Consider the following 12,298-nt stretch of genomic DNA (forward strand, 5'->3'; position numbering starts at 1 on the left):
AAATCCCGGTGAAGTGGTGGTGTATAACCAGTGGGGACTGCATATCCTGCTGACCGAATCGGGGATCACCGTCGAGGCACAGGGGCAACCGGTCACGGTCAATAACGCATCTGAAGCGACCGTTAATGCATCAACAAAGGTGTTGCTGAATACGCCGGTATTAGAGGTCAAGGGCGATGTTATTGATAACTGTAACAGCAACAAAACTACCATGAAACAGCTCCGTGATACCTATAACGAACATACTCATCCGGTGCCGGGCGTGAGGTCAGGGGATTCGACCGTGACCAGCCAAACGACAGGAGCGACGGTACCTCAGCGTGGGATGTCAAAAATATCCATGCCGATTGGCTGGTTGGCCACGGTGATTTAGTCACCGGTAACGACCTGCAAACCGCGATTATTATCAGTTTGTTTACTGACCGGCAGGCGCGGGCGGATGATGACATTGACGGCACTGATCGCCGGGGATGGTGGGGCGATAACGGCGCTGATTATCCGATAGGTTCCCGTTTATGGTTGCTGCATCGACAGAAGCTCACCACTGCCGTCGCACTGGCGGCGGAGGATTACGCGCGTGAGGCGCTGCAATAGATGTTGGATGATGGTGTTGCGGAGTCCATCGATATTCGGACTCAGATTGTCTGGCCAAATCGTCTGAATATGATAATTCGTTACCAGCGTCCCGGCCGTGATGATGAGGGCGTTCGGTTTTTCTGGGTATGGGAGAGGGACAATGCCGTTTAAACGAAAAACGCTGACGGAACTCCGGGAGCAAAACCGCAGTTATTTGCAGTCAGAATTACAGGAAACAGGTCCATTATTACGGTTTTCCAATATGGGGGTATTGGCCGATATGGATGCGGGGATGGCACATCTGCATTATGGCTATTTGAATTATATCGCGAAACAAACCACGCCATTCACTGCAACCGATGAATGGTTGTCAGGTTGGGCCGCATTGAAAAAGATATTCCAAAAACCGGCGACGGCAGCACGTTGTGAGGACTATCAATTTACCGGGGCGGACGGGCTGATTATTCCTGCCGGTACGATACTCAACCGGGGCGATGGTTACCAGTATAAAACGGTCAATGAAACCCGGATTCATCATGGGCAGGGACAGGCTGTTCTCATCGCGCTATTGCCCGATGTTACCGACGATAATTCAGGCGGGGGTGCGGCGGGTAATGCGCCTGCCGGTACGGTCTTAATGCTGGACCAGAGTAGGGCCGGGGTGGATGTTGAGGGCACGGCAATTTCACCGATAGCGGGCGGCGCAAATATCGAGAGTGAGGCCGATTTTCGTTCCAGAATGCTGTTGGCCTATCAGGGATCACCTCAAGGGGGGTCGGATGATGACTATAAACAGTGGGCACTCGCCGTCCCCGGGGTTACCCGTGTCTGGGTCAAACCCCGAGCAGCAGGGGCGGGCACGGTGGGCGTGTATATTATGTGTGACAATAATGGGCGTGACGGTTTCCCCATGGGTACCGACGGTGTCTCATCACATGAACCCTATGCTGTTCATGCCTCCGGGGATCAGTTGCGTGTTGCTGATTATATTTACCCGTTACGGCCGGTGACAGCACTAATCTGGGTATTGTCGCCGATAAAACGACCCGTTGATTTCACGATTAACGGCCTCGCTCAGGTGGGCACTGACATCACCAACCGCATCGCCACCGCGATTGATACGGTGTTGTTTGAGAGCGGAAACCCGGACGGAACGGGGAAAATATTGATATCCGATCTGCAGTATGCGATTGCGGATGTGCCGGGCACGGCCGGTTTTGTTATCACGTCACCGACAAAAAATATGGAGTTGTCTGTCGGGCATTTGCCTGTGCGGGGTGAGGTCAAATACACATGAAACAATACAGCGTCAGTGAATACACCTCAGCACTCAACGGATTACTGCCAACGGGTATGGCCTGGACGCGAAATCTCCATTCAGTGATGAGTGCCACCATGAGGGCTATCGCGCACAGTTATCACCGCAGTGATCAGGATGCGCATTTGTTGCTGGAGGGCAGTTTCCCGGCAACCGCCACCATTATGTTATCAGAATGGGAAAAATCACTGGGATTACCTGATGAGTGTGCCATGGGGGAAATTGACAGTATTTCATTACGGCAAAAATCGGTGGTATCTAAATTATTACGAACAGGGGGCCAGTCAAAGTCCTATTTTATCAGTTTGGCGACTGAACTCGGGTTTAAAATTACCATTACGGAATTCAGGCAGGCCAGAGCGGGTCTGTCTGTGTGTGGTGATGCCCTGAACGGGGAGGACTGGCCCTTTGTCTGGCGGATTAATTCCCCGACAGCCACCATTAATTACGCGGTGGCGGGCGGAAGTTATTGTGGTGACCCGTTGCGGTCATGGGGAAATAAAAAACTGGAATGCCCATTTCAGAAAATCAGTCCGTCTCACACTATTCTGCAATTCGGTTATAACCCGTAATCAGTCATTAATTTTAATTTTATTATCACTTTCATTGAGTGAGGATTATTTATGCAAAAAATCGGTGATATTACAAATACCGCTGATGGCAATGGTGAGTATACAAACGGCAATGTCGCTGCGGGTGTAACACCAACACTATTAGATGCTGCGTGGTTTAATACAATCCAGCGAGAAATGATAAACGTAATATCCAAAGCGGGGATCGAGTTAAATAAAAATAATGATGCTCAATTATCAGAGGCAATATCTCAATTAATAGCCAAGAGTAAAATGACCCTGACAGATAGTTTAGGGAAATCGAGTGAATTAGCTGCCAGTCAAAAATTAACTAATCAGGTTAATGACAACGCCAACGCCCGATTAGCAAAGAACCAGAACGGGGCGGATATCGAGAATAAACAGCGTTTTGTTTACAATCTGGGGCTGACCGATACGGTAGACCTTGCCGTCAGTGCCATACCGAAATCCGCCATTACTCAACACTCCGGGATATCTCAGGATGAGGTGATGAGTCAGTATATTACTTCACAATTAATAAGTGAACGTATCAGGAAAGTGGATGCTGAATTATTAGCTGTGCCTATCGGGGGCATCTTGATGTGGTGCAGTCCGGTGTCCTATCCCGATAATTTCCTGTCAATGGCAGGGGGATGGATTGACCGCGAAAAATACCCTGAATTACTCAAACACTACCCGTCCGGACGATTACCCGACTGGCGGGGTTACGTGCCTCGTGGCTGGGATAATGATCGCGGGGTAGATTCGGGCAGTGGCAGGCAATTAGGCTCGTTTCAGGAAGATGCTATCCGGGATATCACCGGAGTGATTAGGACCGGCAGCCGTAAAACAGATGGGATTTACGACAATACCACCGGGGCGTTTTCAACGAGCGGCACGGGCGGCAAAATTGCGGTTTATGGTGAATCAGACCGTCCCAATGCCTATACCTATGAGGACAGGGAATTTCGGGCATCGCATGTCGTCCCGACCGCAACTGAAAACCGCATGAAAAACGTGGCCGTGATATTTTTAATCAGGGGGAGATAATGAACCAACCCACAATACCCCCCGTACAATTTGATGAAAAGGGTTTTGCCTTGTCTTATGGCTGGGCGCAGGTTTACCGTGCCAACACGGTAACCCGGGAATACGTCGGTGCAAGAGTGGAGCGTACGTCGGAAGGACTCAGTTTGTCTGCGGGGGCATATCTGGATGAACCGACTTTACCTCCGTTACCGGATATGACAATTTTCCGAACCGTTGACGATAAATCCTGGGAATATGTCCCTGATTACTGCGGTAAAATGGCGTATCGCACCCAAACCCGTCAACCGGTAGAAATCACTGAAATTGGTGACATAGCCGTCGGACTCACCTTTTTAGCCCCACAGACCCCGTTCGATAACTGGGACGGTAAACAGTGGGTAACCGATGTTCAGAAAGTACAGCAGTTACGGGTTCAGGATGCCGAACAACAAAAACGGCAATTCCTGTGGACAGCCAGAGAGAAAATTGATATCTGGCAGGACGCGGTTGATTTAGGTATCGCTACCGATGCCGAGAAAGCCGCTTTGCTTGCATGGAAGAAATACCGGGTGCTGCTCAACCGGGTGGATTGCACTACTGCACCGGATATCGCATGGCCGGAACAGCCGAAGTGATAATAGGGGCTGAGTGCCCCTGATTTTATTTCGCTGGGGTTATGTCAGTTAATGCATAAGCATAAACTTTCCCTTTAACCACCCCTTTGGGAGCTTCTGGAAAATTCGCCATATTTGATAGGTTATGGATCGTTGCATAACCTGACGCAAAAGCATTTAAAATGATCCCTTGGGCAAAAGGCCCTATTGATATGTAGATATCATAGTTATCACCGGATGTATTGATAGTTGCCAAATCAGTAGGTGCACTGCTATTGATTGTGTACATCACCGCATTGATTCCGTGAGGATAGTTATTCCCTGTTCTTAAGACTATATTGGCGATAGTGCATTGCTCAAAATGACCAACATTGTATCCAGAACCACCAATTAGATTAATATTAATGGTGCTTGGAGAGGCCATCGTCACCTCAGCAATTTTTACCCAAGCTGCTTTTTGAACCGTTAGGTCATAGATATATTGCTTACCTTGAATGGAATTTTTTGCCAATTCTACGGTTTTCTCTAAACCAAGATTGCTTACAAACGTATCCTTATCAGAAATATCCGCTCCATTTTGATTTTTAGCTAACCTACTTTCGGCGTTAGTATTTGCATTGACAGCATTCTGATTTGCGGTGATTGCCAATGCTTTAACTTCGCTGATATTAGAATCAGTCTCTGTTTTAGTGTAGGCTCCAACATCCCCCGCACTAAGGCTAATATCAGCAGACAGTGCCTTGCCATTAACTTTACGTCCGACTGGAACGCGGGCATTGGCATTATTGTTCGCGGCATTCGCCAAATCATGTGCAGCCTTCACTGCTTTTGGTGTTGCCGCCATAGTTTCGCTATCACTACCGACATCATTACTCAGGACAACAAATCCTTTATCTTGCAATGTTGCATCTGGATGGTTGCGGCTCTGGGCATGTTCTTCTATCGCGCTTTTAACATATTCACGAGTTGGCACAACTACAACGTTGTCTTCTAATGCTTTTGATTCAGGTTTTTTATCTTGCATATTTATTCCCTCAGTTCATCAACAATACAGATTGCTAAGATTGCTAAATAACATGAAGGCGGTGGGATACTGCTCCGCCAGTGAACATCAATAAAATCGGTTCATCAATATTGGAGAGTACGGCTTGATTAACTGTAATGGGTGAGTGGCATATTTTGATGGCAGGATGACATAAAATGACAGGTGGGGAATTAATAAAATCTATTCCTCTACTGATAAAATTTAGCATGATAAAAGCGAGATTTCCTGTATTTAACCTCTTAGTTTTCTTAATTTCTGGCTTTATGTATAAAATTAATAAAATCAATATGTTATATAAATGGAATTTGAAGGCTCGTTAAGGTGGTAATTCATGGAGAAGCGTTAAAAAAATAGAGAGCTAAAAACAGGAGGGAAGTTTCTTTTTCCAGTAATACACTGAAAGTAAGTTAATTTATTATTTTTGCCCAGTACCTTTAATATGACAGCTTAGATTCAAGCCCTCCCTGTAGTGATCCCCACATGTTAAAGGGCAGAAAGCAGCCCTTTGATGATTATCTTTCCTTTTTATTCTCACCTTGAAACCGCTCCCAATTTTTCTTATCTAATAAGTATAAAATCAATTTTTATGTACCACATTATGTACGCTTTTAGCGTGTACATGGTTGCGTACATATATTTTATTTTATATGAAAAATTAAATGTAATTCATTGTTTTTATTTATTTATTATTTTTTGTCATGAGTATTACATTTAATGCCAATTGTCGCACGAAATTATGCTTTGCAAATAAACGATTATTAGTTTTTGGTATATAGAACCAAGAATTTTAATAAATGTAGTGATTTATACAAACTGAAGTATCGTTTACATTGAAAGGTCATTTTGTTTCTCTGACAATATGTTTTCTTACGCAATGATGACAATTCATTAATACTATTTTCATGATGTTACTATTTTTCATTTTATTGATAGGTTTTACTGATGGTAGTAATAAACGCAATCTAATCGTTAAATAGATTTCAACAAGTAATAATCGGCAATATCTCATCTTCAAAGAAGGAAACATTATGCATATTGGTGTACCAAAAGAGCGCCTTCTCAATGAAGCTCGCGTTGCTGCCACTCCATCAACCGTGGAGCAATTGTGTAAATTAGGATTCCACATCACAGTTGAGACAGAAGCAGGGCAACTTGCCAGCTTTGGCGATGTTGCTTATCAAAAAGCAGGAGCTGATATTGTAGAGCATCATCAAGTTTGGCAAGCAGATATCATTCTTAAAGTTAATGCCCCTAAAGACAATGAAATAGCCTTGATGAAAGAAGGTGCTACGCTAGTTAGTTTTATCTGGCCAGCGCAAAACCCAGAATTACTGGCAAAGTTGTCAGAGCGTAAGATAACGGTTATGGCAATGGATTCAGTACCACGAATTTCCCGTGCCCAATCTCTCGATGCGCTCAGTTCTATGGCAAACATTGCAGGCTACCGAGCCATTATTGAAGCAGCCCATGAATTCGGACGTTTTTTCACAGGACAAATTACAGCCGCAGGTAAAGTACCACCAGCTAAGGTCATGATCATCGGAGCAGGGGTTGCAGGGTTAGCAGCGATTGGGGCTGCGGGTAGCCTTGGTGCCATTGTCCGTGCTTTTGATACACGCCCAGAAGTGAAAGAACAAGTGCAAAGTATGGGGGCCGAATTTCTGGAATTAAATTTCAAAGAAGATGCTGGTAGTGGTGATGGTTATGCAAAAGTGATGTCGGAAGCTTTTATCAAAGCAGAGATGGAATTGTTTGCTGCACAAGCAAAAGAAGTCGATATTATCGTCACAACTGCATTGATTCCAGGTAAACCTGCGCCATGCCTTATCACTAAAGAAATGGTTGATACCATGAAGTCGGGTAGCGTAATTGTTGACCTGGCTGCCCAAAATGGGGGTAATTGCGAATACACCGAGGCCGATAAACTTGTTGTGACACCAAATGGAGTCAAAGTTATCGGTTACACCGATTTGCCTAGCCGACTACCTACTCAATCATCGCAACTCTATGGAACAAATCTGGTCAATTTTCTGAAATTACTATGTAAAGAGAAAAATGGTGAAATCACCATTAATTTTGATGATGTCGTTGTACGTGGTGTCACTGTTATTAAAAACGGAGAAATTACATGGCCCGCGCCACCAATCCAGGTTTCTGCTCAACCGATAGCTAAACCTGAATCGGAGAAAAAAGACAATAAGCCAGCAGAAAAATCGCAATCTCCGTGGCTGAAATATGGGTTATTCGCATTAGCAATAATTCTATATGGCTGTCTAGCGCGTGTCGCTCCGAAAGAGTTTTTATCCCATTTTACCGTCTTTGTTCTGTCTTGTGTTGTAGGTTACTACGTTGTTTGGAATGTTACTCATTCATTGCATACACCACTTATGTCTGTCACCAACGCTATTTCCGGGATTATTATCGTTGGCGCAGTATTACAACTTGGTGAAGGAGGATGGGTGAGTTTCTTCTCATTCATTGCAGTATTAATTGCCAGCATCAATATCTTTGGTGGCTTTACTGTCACACATCGAATGCTGAAAATGTTTCGTAAAGGATAAGGGGTAGCTTATGTCGAACGGAATGGTTACAGCTGCATATATTGTTGCCGCTATTTTCTTCATTTTCAGCCTTGCTGGACTTTCCCGCCATGAAAGCTCCAAACGGGGTAATATTTTTGGTATCGTAGGTATGGCAATTGCGTTGATTGCCACAATTCTGGGACCTGATGCCGGTAACGTTGGCTGGATTATTTTGGCAATGGTCATCGGCGCTGTTATTGGTATTCGTCTTGCTAAAAAAGTGGAAATGACGGAGATGCCGGAGCTGGTCGCTATATTGCATAGTTTTGTTGGCTTAGCGGCGGTCTTGGTGGGTTTCAATAGCTTTATCAGCCATGACATTTTCGTCAATATTATTATGCATCATATTTATCTGACAGAAGTTTTCCTCGGGATATTCATTGGTGCTGTGACATTTACAGGTTCTGCTGTGGCATTTGGTAAATTGCGAGGGATACTCTCCTCCAAACCATTGATGTTGCCACATCGCCATAAACTCAATCTGGTTGCTTTAATTGTTTCCTTTGTTCTGATGGTCACCTTTATAAAAGCAGAAAGTACTGGTTTACAAATTTTCACTTTGCTAGCAATGACAATCATTGCACTTGCTTTTGGCTGGCACTTAGTTGCATCTATTGGTGGTGCGGATATGCCAGTGGTTATTTCCATGCTGAACTCATATTCAGGTTGGGCGGCAGCGGCAGCAGGCTTCATGCTGGACAATGACTTACTGATTGTTACTGGTGCTTTAGTGGGCTCTTCAGGTGCAATTCTTTCTTACATCATGTGCAAAGCGATGAACCGTTCTTTCATTAGCGTAATCGCTGGCGGTTTTGGTACAGATGGTTCTTCAGTAACTGATGAACAAGAGATGGGAGAATACCGTGAAACAACAGCAGAAGACGTTGCTGAACTGCTAAAAAACTCAACTTCAGTGATTATTACTCCTGGATATGGCATGGCCGTCGCCCAAGCACAATATCCGGTTCATGACATCACGGCAAAATTACGCGAGAAGGGGATTAATGTTCGTTTTGGTATCCATCCGGTTGCGGGACGTTTGCCTGGTCACATGAACGTTTTACTTGCTGAAGCTAAAGTTCCTTATGACATTGTCTTGGAAATGGATGAGATTAATGATGACTTTGCTGAAACAGACACAGTTTTGGTTATCGGAGCTAATGACACAGTTAACCCTGCAGCTCAGGACGATCCTTCCAGTCCGATTGCAGGAATGCCAGTTTTGGAAGTCTGGAAAGCACAAAATGTCATAGTGTTTAAACGTTCTATGAATACAGGATATGCCGGAGTACAAAATCCAGTCTTCTTTAAAGAGAATACACAGATGTTATTTGGTGATGCTAAAGCGAGTGTTGAAGCAATTCTTCGGGCTTTATAGCAGCCATAAAACAGACTTTATATCAAGAGCTTCGTGTTAAAACATGGAGCTCTTTTTTACTTCCTCTCAAATCTAACAAACTACCAAACATGAATAAGCCGTTGACAAGTTGGCTGAATATTATAATCAGCTATTAAATATCAGCCTATTTAGTCAGAGAAAGAAAATATTTGTCAATTTTATGAGTTAGATCCTAATAGGATAGTCTCTAACTCATTATAAATAATGAATAAGTTAGGCCTCATAGATGAGAGCAATGTTATGAAATATTATTTTTTGTTATTTAAATACGGTGTAAATATTACTAATGTATTCTTAATTAAGAACTTTCAAAACTAACCAATTATCCCATAAGCCATTTCTCAAATATTTATTGCTCCCTCAAGTCTGACATGTTTTATCCGGTTAATGGGGTTCTATTGTCCAGTATTTTATTAAATTAAAGGGAAATAAGTATGCTTGCTGATTCTCTGACAGAAAATCATTCTTCCGATTGTTGTGTGCATGAGTTTTTTGAGAGACAGGTGTTGAAAACACCAGATTCTGTCGCTGTTCGATTTGGGGAGCAATTACTGTCTTATCGGGAGTTAAACCGTAGGGCAAATAGATTAGCACATCACATTCATCGTTATCATCATGATGGCGATAAAATTTCTTCAGTAGGGATCTGCTTAGAACGTAGTATTGATACCGTTGTTGCGGTTATTGGTGTATTGAAAGCAGGGGTCACTTACGTACCGATTGATCTCAGCTATCCTACCGAACGTCAAGCTTATATTCTGAACGATTCCAATGTGTCGGTGGTTATTTCTCGTGATGATATAATTTCCTCACTTCCAGAGACAATTACCTGTATTGATTTAGCTCACCATGATTTTTCCTCTAGGAATGAAAATGACAATAACGATAGTGAGGCAGAAAATCTAAGTGTTAATTGCTCCCCCCAAGATCTCGCTTATCTTATTTATACCTCGGGTTCGACAGGAAAACCCAAAGGCGTACAAATGCCTCATCAGGCTTTAGTAAATTTGCTGGTTTGGCAGCTCCAAAATCAAGGCGATTATTCTGGTAAAAGAACTTTGCAGCTTTCGCCACTCAGTTTTGACATTTCGTTTCAAGAAATCTTTTCCACCTTATCCTGTGGTGGCGAATTGATACTAATCTCCAACCACCTACGGCTGGATCAATTGGCGTTGATATCCTTTATTGCAGAGCAACGGATTGAACGAATATTTCTGCCCTATGTCGCACTGAATGGTTTAGCAATGGCCGCTATTGCACAGAAATGTTACCCGGAAAACCTTATTGATGTGATCACCGCGGGGGAGCAATTAGTGATTACAACCGCTATCAGGCAGTTTTTCAATATATTACCCCATTGCCGATTGCATAACCATTATGGCCCATCAGAAGCACATGTTGTGACAGCTTATACCTTGGAAGGAAAAGCGGAAAATTGGCCTGTGTTGCCTACCATCGGTTCGCCAATCCATAATGTTGAAATCCATTTATTGGATGCCAATAATCGTGCCATTACGGATAACACACCGGGAGAACTTTGCATTGCAGGGCGACAATTGGCGCATGGCTATCATCAACGTCCTGAAGAAACGGCTGCCAAATTTGTCTATCTTGCCGTGAATGGAAATTCCCCCACACGAATGTACCGTACTGGTGATTTAGCAAGATGGCGGGAAGATGGATTGTTGGAACTTTTTGGCCGGATGGATTTTCAGGTCAAAATCCGTGGATACCGCGTTGAACCAGGAGAAGTTGAAGCTTTGTTGATGCAACATCCCGCAGTGCGTGATGCGGTAGTACTGGCGCAAGGTGAGAGTTCTGAAGACAAGCGTTTGGTTAGTTTTGTCATTGCCTCGGAACAAGCTTCCCTGCACCATTCTCAGAGCAGCATCAAAGAGAGCATTCAGCAGTTTATGAAAATTGTGGCTCCCGACTACATGCGGCCCGCAGCCATTGTCATCGTCGATAGCTTCCCTTTATCTGCCAGTGGAAAACTTGACCGCAAAGTCTTTCCGGTTATTTCCATAGGAAAACTCAGACAGCAGGATTTCGCCCCAGCGAAAGAGGGAGCTGAACAGGTGCTAGCTGAAGTGTGGCGTGAATTATTAGGTATTAAAACCATCAGCAGAAATTCCCATTTCTTTAATCTGGGTGGTCATTCATTACTAATCATAAAAATGGCGTTAGCTTTACGTCGTCGTGGATTCACGGCGGATGCACACATTCTGTACCAGAATCCAGTATTGTCTGAATTGGCAATGCAATTGCAAGTTTGTGAGCCAACGGAGAAAGACTCAGACATAGTGGAAAAAGTCCTGTTACGGGATGACAAATCTGTTCCGTCCTCATTTGACTTAAGCAAGCATTGGGGAGAAGGGGCTGTTGCGGAAGTTCGTCGGATATTACCAGAGAATTTGTGTAATCAGATCCGGCAACAATCTAGAATACACGGAGTCACGGCTGCCGCTTTATTTCACTTGTCTTGGGCAAAAGTGATCGCTTGCCTGACAGGATGTAATGACGTTGTATTTAGCACCGTGTTACTGGGGCGTAGGTTGATGTGTGAGGATGTCGAAAAAGCAATGGGGCAGTTTATCAAAATATTGCCACTTCAATTGCACTTGGATAGCCAGTCTGTGCTTACCTGTCTCTGGAATGCGCAAGGCAGCCTGATGAAATTGGTGGAGTACGAGTGGGCATCATTATTGGATCAACAATTAGAATCGGCGCGACAATCAATACAAGCATCGGGAACAACATCATTATTTAACTCATTACTGAATTACTACCATAGTGAACTATACAACACTATTCCGGCACATCCTTTTCAGGCAGAAAATCCTGTCCCTGCGAATGAAATCAATTATGCTGGAATTACGGAGCGGACACACTATCCGATTTACATTAGCATTGATGATCTTGCGGAAGATTTTGTGATTAATGTGCAAATTGCACAGGAGATGCGAGGGATTGAACCTGTATTAATTTGTGACATGTTCTTAATGATATTACAGGAAATGGTAACTGCGCTGGAAATTTCGCCAGAGAAAAAAATAGGGCACATTTATTGTAGTAATTTAGCTCCTATCTGATGTTTTTATTTGGAGTATCCGAAAAAATTAATCACCCTGGGAAAACTCGAATAATTCGGTTTTCCCAGAAG

8 protein-coding genes and 2 pseudogenes are annotated in these 12,298 nt (G+C 43.8%); 9 read left to right on the forward strand and 1 reads right to left on the reverse strand.

Annotated features, from left to right (window positions below; genetic code table 11):
• The 6 genes and pseudogenes from Xhom_RS49235 to Xhom_RS49260 form a co-directional block, all read left to right on the forward strand.
• A pseudogene (locus Xhom_RS49235) lies at positions 1 to 373 on the forward strand (hypothetical protein); the annotation flags it as partial.
• Positions 337 to 747 (forward strand): annotated as a pseudogene (locus tag Xhom_RS49240) (phage GP46 family protein). The pseudogenes Xhom_RS49235 and Xhom_RS49240, both read left to right, overlap by 37 nt.
• A complete protein-coding gene (locus Xhom_RS49245) occupies positions 737 to 1,873 on the forward strand; it encodes a baseplate J/gp47 family protein (protein ID WP_069315697.1) in 1,137 nt (378 codons plus the stop codon). The pseudogene Xhom_RS49240 and the gene Xhom_RS49245 overlap by 11 nt, the downstream one beginning before the upstream one ends.
• Complete coding sequence (locus Xhom_RS49250; protein ID WP_069315698.1) at positions 1,870 to 2,466, forward strand: YmfQ family protein; 597 nt, start codon at positions 1,870 to 1,872, stop codon at positions 2,464 to 2,466. The genes Xhom_RS49245 and Xhom_RS49250 overlap by 4 nt, the downstream gene beginning before the upstream one ends.
• Before the next feature lie 51 nt (positions 2,467 to 2,517).
• Positions 2,518 to 3,516 carry a hypothetical protein gene (locus tag Xhom_RS49255; protein ID WP_084023023.1) on the forward strand — a complete coding sequence of 333 codons (999 nt, stop codon included), beginning with the start codon at positions 2,518 to 2,520 and terminating at the stop codon, positions 3,514 to 3,516.
• Complete coding sequence (locus tag Xhom_RS49260) at positions 3,516 to 4,130, forward strand: tail fiber assembly protein (protein WP_069315699.1); 615 nt, start codon at positions 3,516 to 3,518, stop codon at positions 4,128 to 4,130. The genes Xhom_RS49255 and Xhom_RS49260 overlap by 1 nt, the downstream gene beginning before the upstream one ends.
• 25 nt (positions 4,131 to 4,155) lie before the next feature.
• Here Xhom_RS49260 and Xhom_RS49265 read toward each other — a convergent pair whose 3' ends face one another.
• A complete protein-coding gene (locus tag Xhom_RS49265; protein ID WP_069315700.1) occupies positions 4,156 to 5,133 on the reverse strand; it encodes a tail fiber protein in 978 nt (325 codons plus the stop codon).
• A 1,049-nt stretch (positions 5,134 to 6,182) separates the two neighbouring features.
• On the opposite strand from Xhom_RS49265, the gene pntA reads away from it, so the two are divergent.
• From pntA to Xhom_RS49280, 3 genes are all read left to right on the forward strand, one after another.
• Positions 6,183 to 7,715: a Re/Si-specific NAD(P)(+) transhydrogenase subunit alpha gene (pntA, locus tag Xhom_RS49270; RefSeq protein ID WP_069315701.1), complete on the forward strand. Its 1,533-nt coding sequence runs from the start codon at positions 6,183 to 6,185 to the stop codon at positions 7,713 to 7,715.
• Between the two features lie 10 nt (positions 7,716 to 7,725).
• Entirely contained in the window at positions 7,726 to 9,114 is a 1,389-nt protein-coding gene (pntB, locus tag Xhom_RS49275) for a Re/Si-specific NAD(P)(+) transhydrogenase subunit beta (RefSeq protein ID WP_069315702.1), read from the forward strand.
• Between the two features lie 455 nt (positions 9,115 to 9,569).
• Complete coding sequence (locus Xhom_RS49280; RefSeq protein ID WP_069315703.1) at positions 9,570 to 12,227, forward strand: non-ribosomal peptide synthetase; 2,658 nt, start codon at positions 9,570 to 9,572, stop codon at positions 12,225 to 12,227.
• The last annotated feature ends 71 nt before the right edge of the window (positions 12,228 to 12,298 follow it).

It is taken from the genome of Xenorhabdus hominickii, assembly GCF_002632725.1.
Classification (GTDB): Bacteria; Pseudomonadota; Gammaproteobacteria; order Enterobacterales; family Enterobacteriaceae; genus Xenorhabdus; species Xenorhabdus hominickii.